Annotated in this window: 21 protein-coding genes; 11 read left to right on the top strand and 10 right to left on the bottom strand. The window is 49.4% G+C overall.

Annotated features, from left to right (window positions below; all coding sequences use genetic code 11):
- Positions 1 to 12: 12 nt before the first annotated feature.
- The 4 genes from ACO0K2_RS01630 to ACO0K2_RS01615 all read right to left on the bottom strand — a co-directional run bounded on the left by ACO0K2_RS01630 (position 13) and on the right by ACO0K2_RS01615 (position 4,509).
- Positions 13 to 792, bottom strand: coding sequence for a hypothetical protein (locus ACO0K2_RS01630; RefSeq protein ID WP_423015067.1), 780 nt, complete (start codon positions 790 to 792; stop codon positions 13 to 15).
- A gap of 39 nt (positions 793 to 831) precedes the next feature.
- Positions 832 to 1,248, bottom strand: coding sequence for a DUF6152 family protein (locus ACO0K2_RS01625; RefSeq protein WP_423015065.1), 417 nt, complete (start codon positions 1,246 to 1,248; stop codon positions 832 to 834).
- A gap of 68 nt (positions 1,249 to 1,316) precedes the next feature.
- Entirely contained in the window at positions 1,317 to 1,787 is a 471-nt protein-coding gene (locus ACO0K2_RS01620; RefSeq protein WP_423015063.1) for a rhodanese-like domain-containing protein, read from the bottom strand.
- Between the two features lie 205 nt (positions 1,788 to 1,992).
- Positions 1,993 to 4,509, bottom strand: a complete 2,517-nt coding sequence (locus tag ACO0K2_RS01615) for a TonB-dependent receptor (RefSeq protein ID WP_423015061.1) — start codon at positions 4,507 to 4,509, stop codon at positions 1,993 to 1,995.
- Positions 4,510 to 5,064: 555 nt separating this feature from the next.
- Between ACO0K2_RS01615 and ACO0K2_RS01610 the strand changes: the two genes are divergently transcribed.
- Complete coding sequence (locus tag ACO0K2_RS01610; protein ID WP_423015059.1) at positions 5,065 to 7,749, top strand: TonB-dependent receptor plug domain-containing protein; 2,685 nt, start codon at positions 5,065 to 5,067, stop codon at positions 7,747 to 7,749.
- A 135-nt stretch (positions 7,750 to 7,884) separates the two neighbouring features.
- Here ACO0K2_RS01610 and ACO0K2_RS01605 read toward each other — a convergent pair whose 3' ends face one another.
- Both ACO0K2_RS01605 and ACO0K2_RS01600 read right to left on the bottom strand, forming a co-directional pair.
- Positions 7,885 to 8,013, bottom strand: a complete 129-nt coding sequence (locus ACO0K2_RS01605; RefSeq protein WP_423015057.1) for a hypothetical protein — start codon at positions 8,011 to 8,013, stop codon at positions 7,885 to 7,887.
- Positions 8,014 to 8,152: 139 nt separating this feature from the next.
- Positions 8,153 to 9,568: a YeiH family protein gene (locus tag ACO0K2_RS01600; RefSeq protein ID WP_423015055.1), complete on the bottom strand. Its 1,416-nt coding sequence runs from the start codon at positions 9,566 to 9,568 to the stop codon at positions 8,153 to 8,155.
- 436 nt (positions 9,569 to 10,004) lie between these two features.
- On the opposite strand from ACO0K2_RS01600, the gene ACO0K2_RS01595 reads away from it, so the two are divergent.
- The 8 genes from ACO0K2_RS01595 to ACO0K2_RS01560 all read left to right on the top strand — a co-directional run bounded on the left by ACO0K2_RS01595 (position 10,005) and on the right by ACO0K2_RS01560 (position 21,045).
- Positions 10,005 to 10,388 (top strand): DUF2946 domain-containing protein, encoded by a 384-nt coding sequence (locus tag ACO0K2_RS01595; RefSeq protein WP_423015053.1) that lies wholly within the window; start codon positions 10,005 to 10,007, stop codon positions 10,386 to 10,388.
- A gap of 270 nt (positions 10,389 to 10,658) precedes the next feature.
- Entirely contained in the window at positions 10,659 to 12,095 is a 1,437-nt protein-coding gene (locus tag ACO0K2_RS01590; protein WP_423015051.1) for a PepSY-associated TM helix domain-containing protein, read from the top strand.
- 421 nt (positions 12,096 to 12,516) lie between these two features.
- Positions 12,517 to 13,719 (top strand): nitrate/nitrite transporter, encoded by a 1,203-nt coding sequence (locus tag ACO0K2_RS01585; RefSeq protein WP_423015049.1) that lies wholly within the window; start codon positions 12,517 to 12,519, stop codon positions 13,717 to 13,719.
- Positions 13,720 to 13,734: 15 nt separating this feature from the next.
- Positions 13,735 to 16,167 carry a nitrite reductase large subunit NirB gene (nirB, locus tag ACO0K2_RS01580; RefSeq protein WP_423016129.1) on the top strand — a complete coding sequence of 811 codons (2,433 nt, stop codon included), beginning with the start codon at positions 13,735 to 13,737 and terminating at the stop codon, positions 16,165 to 16,167.
- 11 nt (positions 16,168 to 16,178) lie between these two features.
- Positions 16,179 to 16,505, top strand: a complete 327-nt coding sequence (gene nirD / locus ACO0K2_RS01575; protein WP_423015047.1) for a nitrite reductase small subunit NirD — start codon at positions 16,179 to 16,181, stop codon at positions 16,503 to 16,505.
- A 13-nt stretch (positions 16,506 to 16,518) separates the two neighbouring features.
- A complete protein-coding gene (locus ACO0K2_RS01570) occupies positions 16,519 to 19,218 on the top strand; it encodes a molybdopterin-dependent oxidoreductase (RefSeq protein ID WP_423015045.1) in 2,700 nt (899 codons plus the stop codon).
- 40 nt (positions 19,219 to 19,258) lie between these two features.
- Positions 19,259 to 19,834 carry an ANTAR domain-containing response regulator gene (locus ACO0K2_RS01565; protein WP_423015043.1) on the top strand — a complete coding sequence of 192 codons (576 nt, stop codon included), beginning with the start codon at positions 19,259 to 19,261 and terminating at the stop codon, positions 19,832 to 19,834.
- Positions 19,835 to 19,848: 14 nt separating this feature from the next.
- Entirely contained in the window at positions 19,849 to 21,045 is a 1,197-nt protein-coding gene (locus tag ACO0K2_RS01560; RefSeq protein WP_423016127.1) for a CmpA/NrtA family ABC transporter substrate-binding protein, read from the top strand.
- 28 nt (positions 21,046 to 21,073) lie between these two features.
- Here ACO0K2_RS01560 and ACO0K2_RS01555 read toward each other — a convergent pair whose 3' ends face one another.
- Entirely contained in the window at positions 21,074 to 21,805 is a 732-nt protein-coding gene (locus ACO0K2_RS01555; RefSeq protein WP_423015041.1) for a siderophore-interacting protein, read from the bottom strand.
- A gap of 36 nt (positions 21,806 to 21,841) precedes the next feature.
- On the opposite strand from ACO0K2_RS01555, the gene ACO0K2_RS01550 reads away from it, so the two are divergent.
- Positions 21,842 to 22,312: a MarR family winged helix-turn-helix transcriptional regulator gene (locus tag ACO0K2_RS01550; protein WP_423015039.1), complete on the top strand. Its 471-nt coding sequence runs from the start codon at positions 21,842 to 21,844 to the stop codon at positions 22,310 to 22,312.
- 69 nt (positions 22,313 to 22,381) lie between these two features.
- On the opposite strand, the gene ACO0K2_RS01545 is transcribed toward ACO0K2_RS01550, so the two are convergent.
- The gene (locus ACO0K2_RS01545; protein ID WP_423015037.1) at positions 22,382 to 23,383 is read right to left on the bottom strand and encodes a catalase family peroxidase; all 1,002 of its coding nucleotides are present in this window, start codon (positions 23,381 to 23,383) and stop codon (positions 22,382 to 22,384) included.
- Between the two features lie 144 nt (positions 23,384 to 23,527).
- Between ACO0K2_RS01545 and ACO0K2_RS01540 the strand changes: the two genes are divergently transcribed.
- Positions 23,528 to 23,710, top strand: a complete 183-nt coding sequence (locus tag ACO0K2_RS01540; protein WP_423015035.1) for a hypothetical protein — start codon at positions 23,528 to 23,530, stop codon at positions 23,708 to 23,710.
- A 381-nt stretch (positions 23,711 to 24,091) separates the two neighbouring features.
- Here the strand turns inward: ACO0K2_RS01540 and ACO0K2_RS01535 are convergent, their stop codons facing one another.
- Together ACO0K2_RS01535 and ACO0K2_RS01530 are read right to left on the bottom strand one after the other, a co-directional pair.
- Entirely contained in the window at positions 24,092 to 25,135 is a 1,044-nt protein-coding gene (locus tag ACO0K2_RS01535; protein ID WP_423015033.1) for an L-threonylcarbamoyladenylate synthase, read from the bottom strand.
- On the bottom strand, positions 25,135 to 26,364 hold the full coding sequence (locus tag ACO0K2_RS01530) for a 5-(carboxyamino)imidazole ribonucleotide synthase (RefSeq protein WP_423015031.1): 1,230 nt from the start codon (positions 26,362 to 26,364) through the stop codon (positions 25,135 to 25,137). Before ACO0K2_RS01530 ends, ACO0K2_RS01535 begins: the two co-directional genes overlap by 1 nt.
- Positions 26,365 to 26,654 lie beyond the last annotated feature (290 nt).

The following is a 26,654-nucleotide window of genomic DNA, read 5'->3' as shown; positions in this document are numbered from 1 at the left end:
CAGGTTGCACGACTATTTAGTCTCTGGCTTCGGCGGATAAAATTGGTCGTAATCGAGTGTGAAACGATAGTCTTCAATTAATTGGAAGTTTTTCTCACGATGACGATACAAAATCACTTCAATGTTCCAGGGACGACTAAATACATTTTTGTCTTCAATTGTTGCTTGATAATCGATCGTGTTTTTATCTAAAAACCTCCAGCGTTCGACAATATGCAATGCGTCGCTATGAAAATTGCCGGCACTATCGAGCCAGGTTTTATCATTAAAATCCGCGACATCTACCACCAGCGTGTCACCTTCCCAATGTCCACGCGAATCACCTAGCCACCAATCATTGGGATCGGTCGGATGACCGCTACCGTTCGTATGAATCGTTCGGACTGAATGCCCGAACTGCGGTACGAGGTTGAGATCAGCTTGACGTTGAAAGATCTGAAATGGCGCGGGATAATACACGGCACGAGGGACGCCTAACGTCCACCCTTTTCTCGCCGGATCAAGTGTTTCTCTGTTCTCGAAATTTCTCTTTTTTTGTTCCAGCGCTTCAGGAAAATAAGGAATCGTCCCTCCTTCGACGATACCTGCACTTGGTGGCGCATCTTTACGATTTGAATGCGGTTCAAGATCATCATTTGCGGCGCTCGTCGTTTGCCAGATACCTGAAAAATCCGGCTTACCATTCGCTAACCGAGGAATTTTTTCAGAGGCCAAAGCCGGCTGCGATAAAGTCATTAACATTGCCACCACCAAGTAAAGTGGTGACCAATGCCTATTCAATGTTGAATTCAAGAAAGTTCTCCTTATAGATATGCAATAGACAAAGGCTAATCAGCTACCAACAGCAGTCGGTGCATCTTGCGCGCCACCGGTTTTGACTACACGGCCGTCGGGCAAGGTTGTCGAGACGGCGTAGCCAAAGTCTTTTCCGCTTTTGGCGCGAAAGCCATTAATTGTCACTTTGGTGCCTGGCGCCAACGTTGCTTTAGTGACGCCCTTCTCTTTCAAGCTAAATGGTGCGCCAAATTCAAAACCCCAATGCGTGACTTTTCCTTCTGCGTCTTTCACGTCCAAGTACAACCAGCTGTGCGGATTAATCAATTCCAGCTTGGTGACAACTCCTGTGACCTCGACGGGCTTTTCACCGTCGAACTCTGCTGAGAATGCATGGTGTGCGTAGGCAGAAATGGATGCTAATAAAAAAACTGGCAACGTAATAGCTAACTTCAAATGACGAAATAAATTCATGGCTTGGTCCTTAAAAATGGTGAATAAAATACATACAAAATGTCATTGATCGACGCCGTCAACCACGATTACGGATTGGTCACGGCGCTCGCTTGTTTAGGAAGAGGTGGGATGATCTTTTGAATGACACCTCCCTCAGCTTCATACCCTTCCACACCGGCAGCGCCAGCGACATTGAATCCTTTATCGGTTAGAAGATCTGCTGCTTTTCCCGCCCGACCGGCGTGGTTAGAAACGACGACAATCGTTCGATCACGGGGAATAAACGCGAGATTTTTTTCCAGATCTTTGGACTGAATACTCAGATACACCGGAAAGCCACCGATAGAAGTCACTTCGTCTGGACGACGCACATCGATAAAGACGACTTTGTCAGGTGCCGCTAATAAGGTGTCGATTTCGGAACGATTCAGAATATGCGCCTTCGATGCAGGTGCTTTGCTTGTTGCTACAGGAGCTGTCGTATCTGCGGCATAACTCAGTGGCGCCGATAAGGCGATTGCAAGCGAAGCGAGTTTTAATGCGTTATGGAATTTCATTTTTATTTCCCTATAAGTCATGACATGAAAAAAATACCAGTGCTTGGTTATTAGCGATGGTTGAAGGAGGATCGCCGCGTGACGAACCGTTCTGACAACCATCTCGTGACATCGCCTACGTAGTCCCTGTGTAGTCCCCGTGTAGTCGCTGTGTAGTAGGCGATCTCGTCATCGTTCAATCCGTTGATGAGTGATGTATTGGTCCTTAAAAACGTGTTTTAAATGAGATGCCGACATAGCGTGGATCGCCATAAAACTCCGACACGCCTGCCGCATTGGAATACTGTCCGAGATTAATCGCATAGCGCTTATCGAAAAGATTTCTCGCCACGATATCGAGCTCGCTCTTACCGTCCGCCAAAATAATCCCAAACCCACCATTCACAACGTTGTATGCTCCCTGCCATGTGTATGCTGATAGGGTCGTTGATAGGTTTGCACGCGAACGGAAGACATCGCTTAAGAACACATGAGCGGTCGATCCATTTGCTAATGCATGTTTGTAGTCAACACCAAGATTGGCTGTAATGCGCGGAGCATTGGCAACTTGTTTTCCAGTGAAGTCGCATGGTGTGGAGACGTTTAACTCGACCGGGCAAGTCGCATTTGTGTAGCTGGAGTAGTTGGCCTGGTTATACGCCGCACCAAGATTGACGCGGAGTGTATGATTGGGATTCCACGCTCCATCAATCTCTACCCCGCGTATTTTTACGCCACCGACATTCGTCAATAAGCTGGTGTATCCAGTGGAGCTCGTGCTGCTGACAACGGTGGCCGTTGACTGATAATCGGTAATAGTGGTTTGGAACGCATTCACGTTAATGAATAAGCTCCGATCCAGCCAACTGCTTTTGAAGCCGACCTCGATATCCTTGGAATTTTCTGGGCTGACGTTAGCGCTTTTTCCATTGCTATCCAACTGTACGGCCCCTGATTTTGTGCCATGGCTGGCAGAGCCATAGATCAACACATCCGGCGTTAATTGATAGCTTGGATTGAGGAGCCAAGATGCCGACGTATCCGTCACATCGGCTGGATTGACATAACCATACGTCACACCCTGCTGCGCTTGCCGTATCGCTAATGCACCACCAGTGACAGCAACGCCACCCGTACTGATCTTATTGAAACTGGCACCAACGGTTTCGCGGGTATCACGAAGGCCAACGGTCAATGTTGCCTTATCGTTGATATGCCAGTTTGCCTGACCAAATCCAGCGATGCTTTTTGATGAGGGATCAATTTCTGTCGTGTTATAGACGCCATTCAGTGAAGCTTGTAATTGGGCAGCCGTCAGTGCCGCATACTGTGCATTGCTCGCATAAAAGGCACCCGCATCCTGTCCATATAATGTGCGGCTAAGCGTGTAGGAATCGGCTGTATGGGCAAATATCCCCAATTGGTAATCAACTGCTTTTCCGATCGGAGACGCCAAGCGGAATTCTTGCGTCAACTGATGCGTATTACCGACGGTTCCTGATAATTGGCTAATATTGAAATGGGTATAGTCAAAGTCATTCTGAAAATCAAAGTCATTATGCTTATAAGCCGTGATCGATGTCAGATCAAAAGAAGAAAAATGCTGATTGAGTTCTAATGAGATACCACTTTGGTGAACGGGTAAAGATTTCGCGGAATTCAGATCGACATAGTCACTTGAGATGGCACCGATTAAGGGTGTGTATCCACCAAAATAACTCCGAGCTAAGCGACTCGTGTAGGTGATGGTTCTTGGCGTACCATTGGCGAATGTTGTTGGATCCGAAATATACGGAGATAAATTCCCCTTTTCATTGCTGGCGTCATAATTGAGAATGAGCCGTGCGCTGAAATCCGGATGTGGCGTGAGCAAAAACTGGATGCGGCTGCCCCAGCGATTGCGTCCCTCCCATGTTCCGCCGAGTGGGGTATAAATATTCTTGATCGGACCATCACCTTGCGTATCATAAAATGACGCACGGTAAGCCAACACATCCTCAGCAATCGGTCCTGTCGCAGATCCCTTGAGGTCGAATGTACTCCTAGATCCATACGATCCTTGAAACGTGTATTCAGGCTTAAAGCTAGGCAACTTTGTGGTGATCACAATCGCGCCTAAGGTCGTGTTTTTTCCTTGCAAGGTGCCTTGTGGACCACGCAATACCTCAACCTGATCGAGATCAACATAATCAGACCAAGACATCCCCGCTTGCGTTAACACCACACCATCAACGATTAAACCAACACTACTTTGAATGGCTTCGTTGGCGCTATTTTTTCCCAGACCGCGCAAAGCAACACTGGTCTGGCGCGAGTTCGTGGCACTCACTGCAAGGTTGGGCGCTTTCTCGGCAAAATCACCCAACGTGACAGCACCATCACGTGCAAGATCTTTTCCACCTAAGACAGTCACTGGAACGGGGACCGACTGAATAAATTCTTCTCGCTTTCGCGCTGTCACTGTCACGCTTGCTAAATTGCCCGTATCGGTATTTGCAGCGGCAGCCGTTGGTAACGCTGATGCTTCTGCGTTAGGACCATTTGGTAAGTCGTTGGCAGCGAGCTGTAGCGCCTTCATGCTTGATTCATAAAATGATCGGTGTTGATCTGGTTCAGCCTGTTGTCCCAATGCACCTGAAGCCACAATCGATGTCACGCAAAAAGCCATTGCACGAAGTTGGAATTGGCTTGAAGTCGTCAAGCGACGCGTTCGTTGGATTTTTTTTTCGAGCGATGTCAACATAGATCTCCGCGAGTTTAAATGAGCTACTTGTTAGCGATACTCATAGTTTCGCAATTGGCATGCCACCAACAGCGGGGTCGAGAATGATCTAAAGCATTTTGAAAAAGGTCATGACAAATTTCACTGTAAATCACTGATTTAATTCATGTTTTTTTATATCTCCCGATGAAATAATGGGAAATAAATTCCAGAAATGAAATTTTTCGTCTGCTAAATAATCAGCAATATTGCGATTGCCATGTTGATTTTGAAGCAGTACCACTGGTGATTTAGAGACAGATATTTTTCAACATCACGCACTCAAGCTTCTGCTGCGAACCCAGCAGAAGTTCTGCTGGAAAATCAACAGACTGATTATCGAAGAGTTGATTTTTCATCAGAAAATAAACCTTATTCACGTAGGTCATTCCTGACTTCCCTCGTAGATCATCGTTTCAATCCTCGTACAGGAATGATTTTTCCAATGGCATAGAGATTGCAGAATTGAGTTTGATTCAACCAATGTTTATAACCAAAAACCTGATGAGCAATCTCAGGAAAATCAATAAAGAAACTATGTCTACACTTATTTACGATCAGAAAAATTTTCGCTATCAAGCCCCTTTTGATTTACCTCTCACGATCAGTCGTCCACGAAAAATAAACCTATGTGTCGCCTCCGTTATTGCCACGCTGACGATGTTGGCTTCGCCTGATGGTCATACCGAGACTTATACGCCGCAACCGGGAATCAATAGCGACGATATCGTGATTAATTCCGTTATCATGCTCGGGACAAACCGGAAAGACACCACGGTCCTTACCAGCACTTCACCGATTGAAGTCATTAGCGATCGGCAACTAGCAGAAACAGGCGCAACAACGCTCAATCAGGCACTGTCCATCCTCGATCCTTCATTTAATTTTCCTCAGGGACAAAATGCAGTAAAAGGCATGGGCGTTCGTTCAGCATCCCTTCGCGGTGTTGGTCCTGACTATACACTGGTGCTAGTCAATGGAAAGCGTCGGAACGTCTCTTCCATGCTTGCTGGAACGGATCCCTGGACGACCGCACAGGTCGTCGACATCAACGTCATTCCGATTACTGCGATCGACCACGTCGAAATACTGCGTGATGGTGCTGCTGCACAATACGGTTCCGATGCCATCGCTGGCGTGATCAATATTATTTTGAAGTCTGACGCCAATGGAGGTGAACTCAATATGCACGGTGGAGGCTACTCGGATGGTGGTGGTGCAACCAAATCCCTTTCCGCCTCAAAAGGAATCGCGATTGGAAAAGATGGTTTTTTAAACGCAAGTATCGACCTACTAAAAAGTGCGCAAGTAAGTCGTACGATCCCTGATTGGCGTCAGCTTTATCCAAATGGTGATCCTCGCAATGCAACTGCAGGAGGCGAATTTGGGGGGCAGTGGGGGCAAGCCGAACGAAAGGATTGGAAATTTTTAATCAATAGTGAAGTCGCAGTTGGCGCTGATGCACGCGCATATGGCTACATCAACTATGCGGATCAAACGACCTCTAATTTTGTCAACTTTGATCGCGTCGTCTTACCAGTGACGGCACCGATCAAAGGATCACCAGATGCTGTGACTGATCCCTACAACTACAATACGAGTTTTAACCCGTGGTTGTATCCCAATGGGAATCAACCTCAAGCCGTCTACGGAACAACGGATTTGGCTGCCGTCAGTGGCATCAAATTCGGTGATGAACAAAAAAATGGAAAGTGGGATTTTTCTGTCGCCTATGGAAACAACACCACAAAACGTTGGGTCCACCAAACCGATAATCCTAGTTGGGGCGCAGCGAGTGCAACAAGCTACTATCTTGGTTCTTGGGTTGATCACTCAACGAGTTTCACGGCGGATTATGTGAAAGATATCTCGTTACCCTTCTTGACTGAACCAGCAGTGATTAATGCGGGGGTTCTGCATCGGCTTGAAAATTGGCATACCGGTGACAATGGCGATTCCCAGTCATATACGCCGGGTCCACTTGCTGGCACACATTTATCAACTTTATATAAAAATTATCCATCGCTATACCCTTACGCGAACCCATCCGCCAATGCACAAGCTACTGCAGATAGCCTGAAGAATTTAAGTACAACTGCTGATTTAGTGGGTATCCGTCCGCAAGATGACTATGCTGTCGATCGACACGTGAACGGCGCGTATCTTGGCGGTGATTTTCATGTGAGTCATCAGCTACAACTGGGCGTGACTGGTCGATACGAAGACTACTCAGATTTTGGATCCACATCGAACTATAAGGTGACTGGACGCTTTGAACTCAATCCAACAGTCTCTTTCCGAGGTACTGTCAGCAGTGGATTTCACGCGCCATCGCTAGCACTGTTAGGGCAACAAACAACAAGCTCTCCATCCAACTGGTCAAATAATGGGAGTGGAGGCTCTTCCGGCTATATTTTAGCAATGCGATCAAGCGATCCTCGTGAAGCGGCGTTCGGCGGCAAGCCTCTCAATCCAGAAAAATCGAAAACCCTATCGTTTGGCACAGTGCTGAGACTGAGTGATACGGCGTCCGTCACGATTGATGCCTATCGGTTAGCGATTGATGGCGTCATCACAACTTCACAAAGTCTCAGTGGTGTTGATGTTACCAATGCAATTGCAACGAGTGGACTGGGGTCGCAATATTCAACGGTAAGTTATGCACTCAATGCGTGGGACTCGACAAGTAATGGTCTGGATATTGTCGCGAACAAACATATTACGCTTGAGCATGCAGGCCTCGATCTCAGTGCCGCAATCAACGTGAATAAGACAACGGTTTCGAATGTCAACAAATACGTCAAGATCGGCAATAATCAATACATGGCGATCAGCGACTATCAAATCCGCGACGCGGAGCGCGGAACGCCTCGAAATAAATTCGTGCTAACCGCACGCTATAAAACGGGACCGTGGATTGTTAATGGTGAATTCATTCACTATGGAACATACTGGTATGATGCGGGCAATGTCGCTGGCGTCGCCTCGCCAAATGGTAACGTTGACCAAGAATTTTCACCAGAGGGTTATGTCAATACATCGATCACCTATAAAGTGACGAATAGCCTGCATGTTGATTTTTCTGTTCAAAATATTTTCAATCACTATCCACAAAAGTATGTCACGGGGAATAGTGCCAGCGGCATCAACCCTTACTCTTTCATTGCACCAAATGGTGCGGCAGGACGTTATATCTATACTGGCGTCTCGCTCGTATTCTAAACACACGCCTTTGATAAAATGCGATCCATTAACATCATTCGCTATGATAAAAATGGGTCGCATGATTGTTGATGATGCGAATCGCATTCATATGTAGTATCAACATATGTGGTAGCAACAAAAGAAAGGTGCCGATCAATCGGCGCCTTTCTTTTCACTTTTTTCACTCTTTTCAATTTTAACTGCGTGTGACAGCACTACTCTCAAAATCCACGCACGTTGCATGCGCAGATAGATAACGATCATGAATGGAGCAAATGCCATCCTCACTCCGAATGGAGGCATACGCTGAGCTCATACTCGATAGTCCCGGTACGGCTTTTTCCAGAAATCGTGGGTCATTACAGAAATGCTTGCAATGACGACAAACAGAGGCTGTCTGCTGAGGTTTCATGATGATCTATCAGTGCGTTAAATTCGTCCAATGCTGCGCGAATACATAAACAGACAACACAAAGCCAAGCACCACATTGACGACGACCCCAGCACTAAACGCGAAGAATGGCTTTTTACCCGCATGTGCTAATTCTTTGAAACGTGTGGTCAAGCCAATACTTAAGAAGCAGAAAATAAATGCCCAGACGCGTAAGCCTTTGATCGGATCAGAGAGGCCAGGACCAACGACTTTACCGTAGTCCGCCATGCTATAACCACTGGCTACCCAGGTAATCACCAACGAGGCAATCACAAAACCAATCACAAATTTCGGAAACCGCCACCATATTTCAGCTGCATTCGGCTTCCTACCTACTTCTGTTTTTTCCCATCGGGTGGTGGCAACAATCGCTAAGATAAAGGCCCAGATACCAATCCATGCATCACGTCCAACCACTTTCATCAAGGTAAATGCCCACACCGCCTGATCAGCGGTCCCCTCGATGCCCTGCACCTGACCTGCATAACCACCATAGGTCTGAGCGGCCGCAATACCGGCTGCATCAGCAAATTCCGATGTGCCGATCCATGCACCGGCCACCCCCGTTGGTAGTTGCAAATAGCGCGAAATTAAAGGAAGTGCAAAAATCATCGCGATTGCCCACAAGATGACGATCGTAATTGAGACAGAGGCATGCTCTTTCTTTGCACCAACAGCACCCGCGATCGCAATGGATGCAGATACGCCGCATACCGCACCGCCAGCGGCCAAGGTCGCCGCCTGACGACGATCCAAGCCAAGGCGAATAGCAACAAAAAAGATCACTAAGAAAGTCGCGATAGAAACGATCGATGCCTGGAAAATGGCAATCGGACCAGCCCAAACGAGCAAGGTAAACGGTAAGGTCGCGCCCAATAAAATGATACCGATTTTGACGTAAAATTCGACGCGAAAGCCACTCTTAAGCCAATCAGGCAGCGCGACCGTATTTGAAATAAGCATCCCAAGCACTAAAGCAACCAGTGGTGGCTCTAGATTATATTTACTTGCTTGCGCCCATTGACCTAAGGTAAAGATCACCAGTGAGAATACGTACAATAAAGAAAATGCGGGGATAAATTCCGACAACTTACTCCCTAGTGTTTTTAATGCGACTGAAAAAACTGAGATCCATAAAACATACTGCGCCACATAACGTAACCAATTAGCGGTAAAGTGCGACGTGAGCTCAGCAAGTGTTGACCATTTTGCCGGGGTTACGGCAATCCATTTAAGGCTACTACCGGAGGCAAAGAGCGCATACGCAACGAGCACTAGCCCTATGCCAACCCAAATAGCCCACCAATCCTCTTTTAAAAAAATTTCACGCCAACCAATTGGTTGTGTTGATGTGCTGCGCGCTCCTTCTACTGCGGGAGCGTCTATATGTATCGAATTTGTCATGATATCTGCAAATAAAAGTAATTGAATACGACAACGATGGATAGAAAATTGTGAGCGATGCCAATATCGAATTGCATCACTCAGAAATTCCAGCTCTGAAATACATTCACCGAAGAAGACCCCTCCTCCGGGCCGACAAGGATGAAGAGAATACGGAGATCACAGGATAAGAATGGCAGGTATGCCTCATTGCAACGACCATCTTCCGATGACCTTTTTTTGCCACGACTAATGTCATGCGCAATGCAAGTGTAAAAACCAAGGACGTAACTAAGCAACGAATTAGTTCGTATATGTATAGTTAATTTACGACATATTGGGATCAAAAAATATCATCGCTTTTTTCTACTGCTGATATCAAGTCATGTAAAATCGACGATCTCATCTGCACAACACTATCTGTACAATTTTCTGTACGTAATCGATCTCGTAGCATATGCACCTCCGTCGACAACTCAACGCACTGATCATCAACATCGCTATCTTTGCCATGTTGATGGCGTTCTTTGCGCCGTCGGTATCAAGATTGCTTGCACTGCGAGCCGACTTCACGACGACGATTTGTCGTGTGCCAACACAAGCACTCAAGGTGTCGATAAGAGTAATACAACGTGGTGGATCAGAAGAACATCCACAAGGACATCAGCTTGATTGTGGTTATTGTGTGATGCAAGCCGATCTGCCTTTTCTGTCGGTGGCTGATATCACCTTGGTCAGCGCTATTCGTCAACATCAAACATTACCACCCCTCTTCTACCTCTCACCACAACCGTTGCAAGCTTGGCGTGGTGTGCAATCGCGCGCACCGCCACTGATCTAATACTTTCTGTTTCGTTTTTACGACTGTTTTGGCGATGTTGCTCTCTCAGGAGGCAGCGCGGATGCGTCTATTCACACATTGCAGAGAGCATGTCCCCCTATGAACGGTGACGTCACATAAGGATATAGGGATGCACGGCCAATCGCTAAACGGTAAAAATTTGACCCAATACCTATTGAGATGAACGCTGAGATGAACGCTGAAATAATCGTTGAAATAAGCGTTGAAATAAGCGTTGAAATTAGCGTTCAAGTTCACAAGTGAGAATTCATGTCTTTTAAAAATAATAGTTCAACTGCAGGAAGCAGTTCTACTTTGTATCGCCGCGTATGGCGTTGGCATTTTTTTGCAAGCCTACTTTGCTTGCCTTTTATTTTCTCCCTCGCCGCAACGGGATCCATTTATCTATTTCATCGCCAACTCGATGACATCATTTATGCGGACAAACTAATTCGATCCACAACCGACAGCCAATCGATGGTCGCAGACACACCGACACTATCTGCACGTACCTTGATCGACCGGGCTAGCGAACGCTATCCCGGCGCGGTGAAATCCATCACCTTTCCAGAAGATACGTTTCACAATGTTCAGGTCGATGTGGCGACCAAAGAGGGGACGGTGTTGCAAGTGTTTGTCGATCCTGTCTCGGGTACAGTGGTGGGGGCTATGGATGCGTCAGATCGCCTCATGACCATGGTCAAAAGAGTGCATTCGCTCGCGATGTTGGGTGTCGGTGGGCTAGGCCTCATCGAAATCGTTGCAGGTTGGATCATCGTGCTCGTGCTAACAGGCGCTTACCTTTGGTGGCCGCGTGGTCGCACGAAAGGTGTCGTATCCATTCGCAAAGAGGCGGTTGGCCGTGTCTGGTGGCGCGATGTGCATGCTGTCGCTGGTGCTTTTGCAGCGATCGTGATTCTATTTTTGGCGCTGACGGGCATGCCGTGGTCCGTATTCTGGGGTAAACATGTCAATCAGCTTCTCAGCGACCAAGGATGGGGCGTGCCTAATAGCATGTGGCGGAGTGTCCCTCACTCTACACTGCCAGCTGAAGCACTGGGAGACCTACCGTGGAACCTCCAGCAACAACCCGTACCAGCGTCCGCCCTCAGCAACGAGCATGATGAACACCGCATGCATCAGGATGACGCGTTGCATCACGATTCAATAGAAATCAATCACAGCCAACCAGCGACCAAGCCGATTGATGATGTTGTTAAGATCATTCACTCATTAGGAATGCCAAAAGGCTACCGTTTAATGCTGCCTCGAGGCAAAGAGGGAGTCTACAGCGCAATCCACTCATCGCCGAAACTGGCTGCACAGCGGGTGATCCATATTGATCAATATGCCGGAAAAGTGCTCGTCGATGTCACACCAGCGCAATTTGGCGCGCTCGGTTATGCAGTGGAATGGGGAGTCAGTGTGCATCAAGGTGGCGAGTTTGGAGGGATGAACCTACTGATCATGCTGTTAGGCTGTCTTGCAACCATGCTCCTGTGCGTCAGTGGTGTGGTGATGTGGTGGTCGCGCCGTCCGCAAGGTCAACTGGCCGCCCCGCCCCGTCCTCGCGATGCCCACCTTGCGCTGGGTGTTGTGGGCATCAGTGTCGCGCTAGGAGTGGTCTTTCCGCTATTGGGCGCATCGATGTTGGTTGCGTGTTTGGTCGATTATTTGCTTAACATATCGGTGCAAACGGCCGTTTGATCGCATGAGTTTAATTATATTACCTTTCTGACATGCAATCATTCGCGGTACACCATCAGCACGCATGACGGATCGTATCCCCCGCTGAGGGCGGTAGTTTATTCATAACGCACTTGTTCCATTCAAGTGCACCTCTCTCCATTTCGCACTTCTGCAGTGCACGATTCTAGCGCGTCGAACTTCTGCATCGATGCGCGTCCCTCTGATCAATCTTTTTGGGGGGCTGGCATGCATATTGCAACGCAACAGATGTAAGCACAACGACGTGCTGAACGAGAATGCAAGGTGCGATGTCAACGGCGACAACGTGCGACAAGGACAATGGCGTCCCCTCGTAGAAACCTACGAGCGGACGCCATTTTTTATTGGTTCGCGCAGCGTGTCTTTTTCCGTGATACGTTGCTTTAGCTGGGAGATTCACATGGATCGTAGTTTTTGGCGCTCCGGCCACACGCCGACATTATTTTGTTCTTTTCTTTATTTTGACCTCAGTTTTATGGTCTGGTATCTGCTTGGACCGATGCAAGTGCAGATTGCGACCTCGTTGGGTTTAACCACACAAGCGCGGGGATTCATGGTCGCGACACCGATTTTGGCGGGTGCCATTTTGCGGGTCTTCATGGGTTTTCTGGCGGACCGCGTGGGCACGAAGCGTGCAGGATTGATCGGGCAAGTCGTTGTCATTGCCGCCTTGCTCTGTGCTTGGCAGTTTGGCATTCAAAGCTTTGCGGGCATCATGCTGCTTGGATTATTTTTAGGCGTTGCAGGGGCATCGTTCGCGGTAGCGCTGCCACTGGCATCCCGCTGGTACCCACCTCAGCACCAAGGGACTGCAATGGGTATCGCGGGTGCGGGGAACTCCGGCACCGTACTCGCAGCTTTGTTCGCGCCACTGCTCGCAACAGCATTAGGTTGGCAAAACGTGTTTGGCGTTGCTTGTATTCCGCTTGTCTTATTGCTCATGACCTATGCTCGACTGGCAAAAGATGCGCCAGGGACTTTTGTAAAGAAAAATGTGAGTGACTATCTGCGGATGCTAAAGGATTCCGATGCATGGTGGTTCATGTTCTTCTACTCCCTGACTTTCGGCGGTTTTTCTGGATTTGCCAGTGCACTACCAGGCTATTTCCATGATCAATTTGGCTTCGATCCAAAAACAGCAGGATTAGCGACCGCCGCATGTGTATTTGCGGGTTCAATCATGCGTCCGCTGGGTGGGGTTTTAGCTGATCGCATCGGTGGAACTAAATCATTGCTTGCAGTCTTCGCGAGTACGTCAATCCTGATCGCAACGGCTGGCTTTCATATCGGTGGCTCACTTGGCGCATTGACACTCTTTATCATGGCGATGTTGTGTTTGGGTGCGGGGAATGGCGCGGTATTTCAACTCGTTCCGCAGCGGTTTAGTAAAGAAATTGCTGTAATGACCGGCTTGATTGGTATGGCAGGTGGCATTGGTGGTTTTATCCTAGCAGCCAGTCTCGGAGCGATTAAGCAAGCAACAGGGGACTATGCTGTTGGCTTGTGGTTGTTCTCATTCCTCGCTGCCTTAGGGTGGATCAGTCTTAGCGGCGTCAAAGCCCGTTGGCGTACAAGTTGGTCTGCTGGCATGGTGCGCGTTTGATCAAAGAGGCCAATGATGAAAAAATTAAAATTAGTCGTGGTCGGCAATGGCATGGCTGGCATCAGAACGGTAGAAGAATTGCTTGCTATCGCACCGGATATGTATGAAATCACCGTGTTTGGAAATGAACCCCATCCAAACTACAACCGTATCTTGCTATCACCGGTGTTAGCAGGCGAGCAGAATTTTAACGATATCGTGCTCAATCCCGTGTCATGGTACGCTGAGCAAGGCATTGATCTGCGGATGGGCTGTGAAGTAACCAAAATCGACCGCGTAAAGCGCCAAGTGATCACGGCCGATGGTCATTGCACACCCTATGATCGCTTATTGTTAGCAACCGGTTCGACACCGTTTATTCTTCCCGTGCCCGGCAATCAGCTTGATGGTGTCATTAGCTACCGCGATATTCATGACACCGAAACCATGATCGAAACAGCACGTGTAAAAAAACACGCGGTAGTGATCGGTGGCGGCTTGCTTGGATTGGAAGCTGCGAATGGTCTTCGATTACGCGGAATGCATGTGACCGTAGTTCACTTAGCCGCATGGTTATTAGAGCGACAGTTAGACAAGACGGCAGGAATGCTGTTGCAACAGTCACTGCAAGAGCGTGGCTTGGCATTTCTGATGGAAGAAGCCACAGAAGAAATCATCGGCAATGACCAAGGACACGTGAGTGGGGTTCGGTTTAAAAGTGGCAAAACCGTAAAAGCAGATCTGGTCGTCATGGCTGTTGGAATTCGACCTAATACCGCATTGGCGGAAGCAGCGGGTATTTATTGCCAGCGCGGTATTGTTGTCAGTGATGCGTTGCAAACCTACGATCCACGCGTCTATGCCGTTGGCGAATGTGTTAGCCACCGTGGTGTCGCGTATGGCTTAGTAGCCCCTTTGTTTGAACAGGCGAAAGTCTGTGCGAACCATCTCGCTCAAATGGGAATTGGGCGCTATCTGGGTTCTGTGCTGTCGACAAAACTGAAAGTGACAGGTATTGATTTGTTTTCTGCTGGTGAGTTCATGGGTACGGAAGGCAGCGAGGAGATTGTGCTTTCAGATCCTGCCGGCGGTATCTATAAAAAGCTGGTAATCAAAGATGATCAGCTCATTGGCGCATGCTTGTATGGCGATACGGCCGACGGTGGATGGTATTTCAAACTACTCAAGGAAGGGCGCAAACTTGGCGAGCTGCGGGACCATATCATGTTTGGCGAATCCAACATCGGTGACGTTGGTGTACAAGGACAAAGCCGTGCGAATCAAATGCAAGATAGTGATGAAGTGTGCGGCTGTAACGGTGTTTGCAAAGGCACGATTGTCAAAGCTATTAAAGAAAAAGGATTGTTTACTGTCGATGACGTCAAGAAACAAACGAAAGCAGCAAGCTCCTGCGGCTCATGCACTGGGCTCGTTGAACAAATTTTATTGAATACCGTCGGTAGTAGTTTTCAGGAAACACCCAAAACCAAAGCAATATGTGGCTGCACCGACCGCAACCATGGCGAAGTACGTAAAGCCATTCGCGAGCACAAGTTACTCACCCACCAAAGCACCTACCGCTTTCTTGAATGGCGTACGCCAAATGGTTGTGCGACTTGCCGTCCTGCGATTAATTATTACCTGTTATCAACATGGCCTCATGAGGCCACGGACGACCCACAAAGTCGCTTCATTAACGAACGTGCTCATGCCAATATTCAGAAAGATGGCACCTTCTCAGTGATTCCACAAATGAAAGGTGGCGTAACCAATGCATCGGAATTACGCCGTATTGCAGACGTCGCAGACAAATACCAGATCCCTATGGTGAAGGTAACAGGGGGACAACGGATTGATCTCTTGGGTGTCAAAAAAGATGATCTCATCAACGTCTGGTCCGATTTGGGCATGAATTCTGGTCATGCATATGGCAAATCAATTCGTACCGTCAAAACGTGTGTCGGGAGTGAATTTTGCCGCTTCGGTACACAAAACAGTACGCAGATGGGCATTGATTTAGAAACCATGCTCGCAAACATGTGGTCGCCACACAAAGTCAAACTGGCAGTATCAGGCTGCCCGCGTAATTGCGCTGAGGCGGGGATCAAAGACGTGGGCGTCATTGCTGTTGATAGTGGTTGGGAGTTGTATGTCGGCGGCAATGGCGGCATCAAGACCGAGGTAGCGCAATTTTTAGTCAAAGTCAAAACGGCTGAAGAAGTGAAAGAATACGCAGGCGCTTTCCTACAGTTGTATCGTGAAGAAGCGTACTACCTTGACCGCACAGTGCACTACATTGCACGCGTCGGCCTTGACTATATCAAAGCAAAAATCGTCACTGATCATGCGCAGCGTAAAGCCTACCATGAGCGTCTGCTGTATTCCTTAGATGGCTTACCTGACCCTTGGGCAGCCCGGATCAAAGGAGCCCAGCGCCATGAATTCATCCCGATTAAAGTCATCGCTTAAGGTGGAACACCATGAAAATCATCATCAAAGGCGATTGGGTACACATTTGTCATGTCGACGATATTCCAGAACTGGGCTCCCGCGTCATTGAACGTGCGAATGGCAACATTGCTGTGTTCAGAACGCATGGTGACAAGGTCTTTGCCTTGCTCGATCGTTGCCCACACAAGGCGGGGCCACTGTCTCAAGGAATCGTCCATGGAGAAGTCGTTACTTGTCCCCTCCATAGCTGGAATATTGATCTAACCAACGGTGAAGCCAAAGCGCCTGATGTCGGCTGTGCCCGACACTTTCCCGTGAAAATAGAATCGGGCCACGTTTTCCTCGCCCTTGAGTAGTTGAGAGAATCTGATGACCCTACCTACCCTGCCGTCGACACGCACAATCACGAAATCCACCTGTTGCTACTGTGGAGTCGGTTGTGGCGTGTTGATTGAATCAGAAGGAAATCGTGTCCTTAGCGTGACGGGTGATCCAGATCACCCCGCAAATAAAGGACGATTATGCAGCAAGGGATTGTCACTACCACAGACAGTTAGCAGTGAAACAGGTCGTGCCTTATATCCCGAACTGCGGATTGATCGCGACTCACCACGGCGTCAGGTCGATTGGGAATCAGCACTAGAAGCTGTGGCACAACGCTTTGCTGACATCATCCGCATTCACGGTCCTGATGCCGTTGCATTTTATGTATCGGGACAATTATTGACGGAGGATTATTACGTCTTTAATAAATTAGCGAAAGGCTTAATCGGCACCAATAACATCGATACCAATTCACGCCTTTGTATGTCGAGTGCTGTGACGGCATACAAAATGGCATTTGGCGCGGACGCACCGCCCGGTTGTTATGACGACCTAGAACAAGCAAGCACAGTCTTGTTCGCCGGCAGCAATATGGCGTATGCCCATCCTGTATTATTTCGTCGGTTAGAAGCGGCAAAAGAAAAGAACCCTGCCATCAAATGGATTGTGATTGATCCACGTCGAACCGACACCGCCGCCATGGCAGACCTCCATCTCGCGATCGAACCAGGCACGGATGTGGCCCTATTGAATGGGATGCTGCACCACCTGATTTGGGAAGGCTGGCTCGATACTGATTTTATTAAAGAGCACACTGACGGTTTTGAAGCACTGAAAACACTTGTGCGTGACTATACGCCGCGGATTGCTGCAGAGCTCTGTGGCATCTCCGAACACGCATTGATCCAAGCCGCAGAGTGGTTCGCCACATCACCTGCTTCGTTATCACTGTACTGTATGGGACTCAATCAATCGAGCCACGGAACAGACAAAAATCTGGGCTTGATTAATCTTCATCTAGCAACAGGACACATAGGGCGTCCCGGAACTGGACCGTTTTCCCTGACGGGACAGCCCAACGCAATGGGGGGACGCGAGGTCGGCGGTATGGCAACGATGCTGGCTGCACATAGAGACATCAGCAACGCGGATCATCGCACCGAGATCGCAGAAAAGTGGGGTATTACGTCGGTGCCAGCATCACCAGGATTACCCGCCGTTGCGATGTTTGATGCACTTTCTGAGGGCAAAATTAAAGCGATCTGGATTGTCTGCACCAATCCCGTCCACTCCATGCCAGAAACAGAAAAAATACGTCAGGCATTGCGGTGCGCTGAATTTGTCGTTGTCCAGGAAGCCTTCATGCAAACGGACACTATTCCTTTTGCGGATGTGATTCTGCCAGCGAGTAGTTGGGCAGAAAAGGTCGGCACTGTCACCAATTCCGAACGCAGAATTTCGTGTGTTCGTCAGGCGATTCCTGCACCAGGTGACGCGAAGCCAGACTGGTGGATTGCCAATAACATTGCCCGTCGCCTGCAGACCATGCTTCATCCTGAATACAAGGATCTCTTTCCATTTACGACACCAGAATCAATTTTTAATGAGCACCGTGATCTGACAGTGGGGCGTGATCTGGATATTGGTGGTCTCAGCTATACGGTACTAGAAAAAATAGGTCCGCAGCAATGGCCCTTCAAGGAAGGACAACAAACAGGACTCGCACGTCGCTACACCGATGGACAGTTTTATACCGCGAATGGTCGTGCACAGTTTCATGCCCTACGTTATCTTCCAGTGGCAGAAGCAACCAACGCGCGCTACCCATTTCATTTAATGACTGGTAGGTTGCGTGATCAATGGCATGGCATGAGCCGCAGCGGACGAGCACCCCAGGCTTTCGCGCACGAGCCACTGCCAGCATTGATGATGCATCCGGCGGATGCTGAACGTCGAGGTTTGAAGGCAGAACAGTTAGTTACTGTCAGCAACAAAAAAACAAACATCGTTCTTCCGTTACAACTTACTGAAGATGTCAAATCTGGCACTGTTTTTGCTGCGATGCATTGGAACGGTCAATATCTCAACAGCGGTGGGATTAATGAGGTGATGACAGGTAAAGTCGACCCACGATCTTTTCAGCCTGAATTAAAGCACGCCGCCGTCCGAGTAGAAGCGATTGATCTACCATGGCGCATGGTGGCTGCGCGGCGTGGCGATGTGTTAGCGATGCAAGCCCGCGTGCAACCGTTGTTGAGATCGTTTGCTTATGCCGCGATCAGTATGGAGAACGATATGCTTATTGTGCATGCAGCGCACCACGCACCGCCAGCAGGTTGGTTAGAAAACGTCTATGCGATGTTAGGCTTAGAAGTGGGACCGGATACACTGGAATACCGCGATGAACAACGACACATTGCAAAGCGAGCGCATTGGAGCGACGGCCGTCTGGCAGGTTTTGCTTTCTCCGGAGATGTACAAAGTGCACCGGCAGCGATGCACCAACTTCGGGAGCAACAACCATGGCAAGGATCACGTCTGACGATTTTTTCAAAGCAAAGTGCGGGACAGGTGGTTGATCGCACCATCTGCCAATGTATGCAGGTCAAAGCATCCCGAATAGACAATGCCATTCGTCAAGGCGCGACTTTGACGCAACTGAAAGTGACGTTAGGATGTGGTAGTGTATGCGGATCGTGTGTACCCCAAATTGCACAGATGGTGGCAAAAATGAATGTCTCCTGATCATTACACCGGTTATTTGTGAAAGGTTATTGCAGAACTCATGCTCCGTGTTCTTCTCATCAACGATACCGATAAACCTCTCGGCGAACTATGTCAGACGCTGAGGGAAAACGGCTATGAAGTGCTGCCGTTGGTTGCCACTTCGCGCGCCTTATCCGAGGCAGTGAAACAACAGAAGCCGGATATCGTGATCGTCGATACGGAATCGCCCTCGCGGGATACCCTGGAGCAACTCGCTCTCATGCATTCGTCTGCCCCGCGGCCCGTGGTGATGTTCAGCCATGATGCAGATCAGCATCTCATTAGTGCCGCAGTTGGTGCGGGCGTCACGACATATGTAGTCGACGGGCTAGCACCAGAGAGAGTAGCACCAATACTTACCGTGGCTCTTGCACGCTTTGCCGCTGAATCAAAATTACGACAACGGTTAGCAACCGTCGAAAACGAACTTGCTGATCGCAAAGTTATTGACCGTGCCAAGGGCATCCTGATGGATAAGCGCAAGATGAGCGAAGCTGAAGCCTACGAAACCCTGCGTAATCAATCCATGAAGCAAGGCCTGAAAATTTCAGAAATTGCACGCCAAATCATCGCCATGGCAGATTTGCTGAACTGAAAGAATTCCCGATGATGCCACTCCCTACACTCGCAAATGCCCCCTCCGCCACCTCTATCCTGCCTACACCAGAACGGCAACATGTGCGTATTGGCTATGTCGCACTCATCGATAGCGCGCCATTCATCGTTGCGCATCAAATGGGATTCGATCAACGGCATGGTCTAACATTAGAACTCTGCAAGCAGCCCTCTTGGGCAGCAATTCGCGATAAATTACTATCGGGCGAACTCGATGCAGCACAGACATTGTATGGGCTCGTTTATGGCGTCGAAATTGGCTTAGGTGGCCCACAAGCGGACATGGCGATTTTGATGACCCTCAATCGCAACGGACAAGCGATTACGGTGTCCAATTCCCTTGCAGCACAGTTAAAACAAGGACAATCGCTCGCGACAGCACTACACCGTTTAGGTCGAAAACCCGTCTTTGCACAAACATTTCCAACTGGCACACATGCCATGTGGCTCAACTATTGGCTGGCAGCAAACCATGTCCATCCGCTCAACGATATCGATAGCGTTGTGATTCCACCGCCGCAAATGCCAGAGGCGCTCGCACATGGCGAATTAGATGGTTTTTGCGCAGGAGAGCCATGGCACGCGGTTGTCGAAGACCAACAAACCGGACACACGATCATTCGTAGTAGCGAGATCTGGCCACACCATCCAGAAAAGGCACTCGCCTGCCGTCGCGAATTTGCTGCACTCTATCCGCATACGGCAAAGGCATTGATCCGCACCATGCTCGATGCCTGTCAATGGATCGCGGACCACGAAAACAAACAGCAATTAAGCGCTTGGTTAGCGCAAGCAGAATACCTGCACTTACCCCAAGCCTTGATTTATTCGCGGCTGGTCAGTCCTGCTTTGTCTGATGAATCTCATTGGTCGATCCCACAAGGCAAAACACACGCAAGCTTACCAATCAATTTTTATACCGATACATCAACTAATTATCCGAATCCGACTGATGGCTTGTGGTTTCTGAGCCAGTTCCACCGATGGGGATTGGTCGCCTCTAGTCCTGCATGGGAATCCATCGCCCGTCAGGTATGTCAGACCACGCTCTATCACGAAGCGGTACAAGAGTTGGGGCTCACCATTACATCGCCAACATTAACGCCTGTCCAATTGATTGACGGACGTATCTGGGACGGTGAAGATGCCGTACGTTACGCAACCACGTTTGACATCAACGCACGAAAGTAGTCCGTTTGGTGAACAACCACCAAAAACATCACTCAAGCCGTTCATGAAAATCCGACGTCCCTTGCTTCCAATAGGCAGCAATGCGCAACTGTGATGAGGGTAGGTCTTTCTCATTGATCAATATGGTCCGCAGTTGCTTCATGGTATTGCCCTCACCCGCCGCCCAGGTGTAGCCATCGCCAGCGGGTAAATCGAGGTCTCTGATGTACGCAAAAACATCTTCGCTTGTCGTCACCCATTGGAGATCAATATTCGCGGCGCTGGGTATGTCGCGGATATCACTCACATCGTTGATCTGGACAACAGCGATGGCTTTTGTTGAGGCTGGTAGTTCTTGCAAGCGTCTGGTGATTGCTGGTAATGACGACAAATCGCCCACCAACAAATGCCAGTCATAGTTGGTCGGGACGATCATCGATCCCTTCGGGCCACCAATAATCGCCGTCGTACCCACCTGTGCTCGACGTGCCCAGTCTGTTGCAGCACCATGGGCATGGAGGGCAAATTCCAGCGTCAGCGTGCAGCGTTGCTTGTCGTAATGGACCGGCGTATAGTCACGCCGGACGACTTCTCCGGTATCATCCTTAAAGATGAACTTGACGTGGTCATCGAACGAGAGCGAAACAAAATCAGCGAGCGATGGCCCCTGAAATGTGATGCCAAGCATATTGTTACCCAACTGACGAATCTCAGTGACCGTCACATCACGCATTTTGAGCTCATGCCGAACGCGCTGTACTTCGCGGGAAGTTGTTTTCATCGTCACTCTTTCAATTAGTTGATAATATCTACCATTATGAAAAAACAAGTTGATAAAGTCAACCAATCACCTACAGCGGATATGGTTTTTGAAGCCATTCACACGGTGATGCATTTGTACCGCTCACAACGGTCTGTCGCGTTTCGTGCCGGTGAACAAGACATTACGCACATGGAAAGCCGGGTATTGCACTTTTTCTCCCATCACCCTGGTAGTACGCTCAGTGACCTCGTCCTTCACTCTGGTCGGGATAAGGCCCAATTAACTCGGCTGATTCGCGGATTGCGTGAACATGGGTATTTAGAAGCCCGCGAGGACGCGACGGATAGACGCCATATCCGTCTGCAATTGAGTCAAACAGGAAAAGCGGTCCATGAAGAACTCCAGAAGCAAGGCGCGGAGGTCATAGAAAAAGCGGTGGAGGGGTTGTCGGAAGATCAGTGTGATACGCTGGTGGAGTTACTGCATATCGTCCAAAGCAATCTTGAGCGTCAACAGCCAGAATAACGTGCTTTCTGCCCAAACGGATGTGGGCAGGAAGCATGTCATTACTTGTTACAGATGAAGACTAAAGGATTACTGATTACTAATCCGCTTCACATAGGACAATGCGTAGGCGGGTGAACGATACAGCAAGACAGGATCATTCGTCGGCGCAATACCGGCACCCATCACTAACGGATCAAAATTAATTTTTGCACACGCAGCACCTGCCTCTGGTGTGGCAGAAGTCAACGTCAATACACCTGCTTGAATTTCCTTGCGCCCGGCAGGCCACAAGATGGTCGGATTATCTTGCACGTCACCTGGTTCGCCAATGGTCAGTACCATCTTCCAGCGAATAGGTTTCGCACTCACTTTGGCTAAGAAATCCTTTTCCAGAAAATGGGATGGACCTGATTTGATTTCATCATCAGTGAGTCTCACGACCCCCTCTTCCGGCTCAAAACGCCAGCGCACCAACGTGACTTTGTTTTTCTTATCCAGCATTTTGAAGGTATGAATGCTGTAAAAATCGCTGTTAGCGTAACTCACTGGTGGGTTATGGCTTCCCATAAATTCCATCAATGCAAGACTATCCGGATGCGATGCACGATAGGCTTTGATTTTTTCAGGGTCAGGCTTTCCGGTAGCGGGGTCAGGCTTACCAGCCAAAATCCCATCGTAAAAACTCTGCGGTGTTGCTGCCCCAAACATCGGCACATTGAGCATCGTCATGTGCTGAAGGCTGTTTTTCGATAACGTAAACTCTAATGCCATGCCGCGTGGGCTTTTGGAGGTGTCCGGCGCATTGATATTGCCTCCCGCCAACGAAAATCGTGCGACAATTGGAATTTTCTTTCCTGAAAACATCGGCGACGAAGAAATCGCACTGACTTCTTTCGCACCGACAAACTCGCCTTGCGCACACATTCCTGCTGTGTGGTTACGACGATGGCCAGGATTGACACCGAAGATACTTTCAAATTCAGCAATAATTTTATCAGGAGAAACGGTTGTGTCCTCTGCCATTGCTGGGGCAAACACACCAGCAATCAAACATGCAGCCGTTAATTGGGTAAATCGTCTAGCGTGCATTTCATTCCTCTTTGGTTGGTATTGACATTGGCGAATGCTCTGAAAAAACAGATTCAACGTACGTGGTCATCACAAAGCGGAGTAAGTGTAGCGGATTTCTTTCAATGGGGTCGGTGGGGCCTTAAAACGCCATGGATCATCCATTTGGCTACGCTCAAACCGGTCAGCTTCGTGGTGGGCGAGACTAAAACGCGACTAGGAGTAACAAAGCGCTCACGCGCACTGGATCACCCGCCTGCGCGGGTGATGACGGTGTTGGGGGTGTATGCAAAATGCGGTTACGGTGATGGCGGTGTAGAGCGTGTACGCAAATTACGGTTACGGTGATGACGGTGCAAAAAGTAGGAGCGAAAAACCACATTGGCGATGGTGAAACGGCGTACGCCCCCATGATTCGTCACTCCCACGCAGGTGGGAGTCCAGTGGTGCGGGAGCACCTTCAACGCTGACCTGTCGCACATCACCCAACCGCAAAGCGCTCACGCGCACTGGATCACCCGCCTACGCGGGTGATGACGGTGTTGTGGGTGTTTGCAAAATGCGGTGACGGTGATGACGGTGTAGAGCGTGTACGCAAATTACGGTTACAGTGATGACGGTGTAGCGCGTCTATGCAAAATGCGGTTACCGTGATGACAGTGTTGTGGGTGAAAACAAATCGCGGTTGATGTCCTAATCGTGATGCGGCTGACGCAACTAGGCGTCCAATCAAGACGCCAGTAACTGACGTAACACGTCCTGCGAGTCAAATGCCGCGCGGCGGAGACGGTCGTTGACGCCTTGCCAATTTTTTTCTTGCGGCAAGGCTTCCACCAAAATCACATCGGCATCGGCGTGATCAAGTTCGCGTAAGCCTGCATACAAGTCATGCGCATAGCCTGCTGGATCGGCGGGTAGGTGACGCCAAGCGTCCGTATGAATCGCCGGATGGGCTTGATAACTCATCAATGCAAGACGCTGACCTTTGGCTTGTAACTGTTGAACCACATCATCAAGTTCATTGGCAGCGACCTGCACCACGGGGGTGTGTGGCGCATAGTGGGCATCCAGGGTGCCTGAGGCACGGGGTGCAGCGGCATCGGGGCTTGCGGGGACAACACCCAGTACCGACGCCAGTTGATCTGCCGTGATGTGGCCAGGACGCAATAAAACCGGACCATGCGTCGCTAAACGACTCAAGTCAAGAATCGTCGATTCGATACCAACCTCGCTCTGACCACCGTCAAGGACATAAGCAATCGGACCACCTGCCTGTACCTCTTGTTCAAACTCTTCGATAACGTGTGCTGCCATCGTCGGACTGACATGTCCAAATTTATTCGCAGATGGTGCTGCGACGCCGCCTTTTCCGTCTTTAAAAGCACGCAATAAGGCCATCGCTACGGGATGCGAAGGACAACGTATACCCACCGTATCCTGTCCACCGGAAACTGCATCGGGGATATGATCCGCACGTTTCAGAATGAAGGTCAACGGACCAGGCCAAAAGGCAGCAATGAGCTTTTCTGCCTCGGCGGGAATCTCTTTTACCCAATAGCGGATATCTGCTTCCGGTGCCACATGCACGATCACTGGATGATTGGAAGGGCGACCTTTGGCCGCATAAATACGCGCCACTGCCTCTGGGTTCTCTGCATCAGCGCCGAGTCCGTAGACCGTCTCAGTAGGAAAAGCAACCAGCTTTCCCTCTGCTAATGCCTGTGCTGCGGCACTGATTTGCGCCGCTTCATTCACGCTTGCAACCACCGACATCACGCTTGCTCCGGTGCCGCAATACCGAGGATGGTACAAGCGTTGGCCAGCGCTTTTTGCGCTTCAGCGATAGTGCCAGCGACAAACGTGATGTGCCCCATTTTACGGGCGCGACGTGCTTCCGCCTTGCCGTAGAGATGCAGATGTGCACCAGGGATCGCCATGATCTGATCCCACGCTGGTTCTCGCATTGTTTCTTTGTTTGTGGCGGCATCTGTGTCAAACCAGACATCACCAAGAATATTGAGCATGGCAGCGGCAGAATGTTGGCGAACATCGCCCAACGGCAACTGCGCCAGCGCACGCACCTGTTGTTCAAACTGGCTCGTCACGCATGCATCGATCGTATAGTGACCACTGTTGTGCGGACGCGGAGCCATTTCATTGACCGCCAAGGTACCATCATCGAGTACAAAAAATTCAATACACAATACCCCGACATACCCAAGTTCAGCGATGATATCTAACGCTGCTGCCTGCGCTTTTTTTGCGATCTCTGGTGACACATTCGGACTTGGTACGACCGTCGTAAAGAGGATACCGTCACGGTGCACGTTTTCAGCGATGGGGTAGACGACCGCTTCACCATCAACGCCTCGTGCAACAAGGACCGACACTTCATACGCGAGCGGCAGCATTTTTTCTAACACGCAATGCTGACCGTTCATACCAGCAAATGCTTGTGCTAATTCTTCACGCGTGCGAACGCGGACTTGGCCTTTACCGTCATAGCCCATACGTACTGTTTTGAGGATACCGGGCAACAAATCATCCGGGGCGCTCTTCACATCGTCGGATGTCGCGATGCCCCAATGCGGCGCTGGATAAACACCGTTATTGAGCGCGCAACGGGTAAAGAAATGTTTTTCAGAAAGACGGTCTTGGGCAATCGACACGCATGCCCCAGCAGGTGAGACAAAACCATCACGGGCAAAGTAATTCAAACTATCCGCAGGGACATTTTCAAACTCGGTCGTTACGCGTGAAGCCAAGGTGTGTAATACGCTCATTCCCGCTTCATCGTCGTAATTTGCCTGAACATGGTGTTCGGCAACCTGTGCCGCAGGACAACCCGCCTCAGGTTCGAGGACCGCTACTTTGTAGCCGATTGCCTGTGCGGCGTGGGCAAACATGCGACCGAGCTGACCACCACCTAAAATGCCGAGGCAGCTGGAGACGGTGTTAGGAAGGAGCGGTTGTCTTGGATGTACTTGCTTGTCGATAGTCATGATGTCAAATTCTGTGTAACAGGGTCAATCACCTGTAATCGGGGTCAATAGTGCTTCCCCGGTCTGGATAAAACATTGTGAGAGTCCGGAACGACGTGCGAGCGCGCCGCGCCTCCAGACGCATTAACGACCAACGCTGACATGTCCTAATGCCAGCGACGGCGTTGAAGCGGTTAGCCGCTTTTTTAAAACTGCATCGATCTGATGTCGAATCGTGTTCGATTGCTGTCGATTTTTTGTACTGCCGAAAAACGTCTCGACGGCACTTCAAGAAACAGTGCGGTGCATGT

The organism is Undibacterium sp. MH2W (assembly GCF_049340215.1).
In the GTDB taxonomy this organism is placed as follows: domain Bacteria; phylum Pseudomonadota; class Gammaproteobacteria; order Burkholderiales; family Burkholderiaceae_D; genus Undibacterium.
The sequence above is the reverse complement of the archived record's forward strand: the minus strand, read 5'-3'. Positions and strand labels throughout refer to the sequence as shown.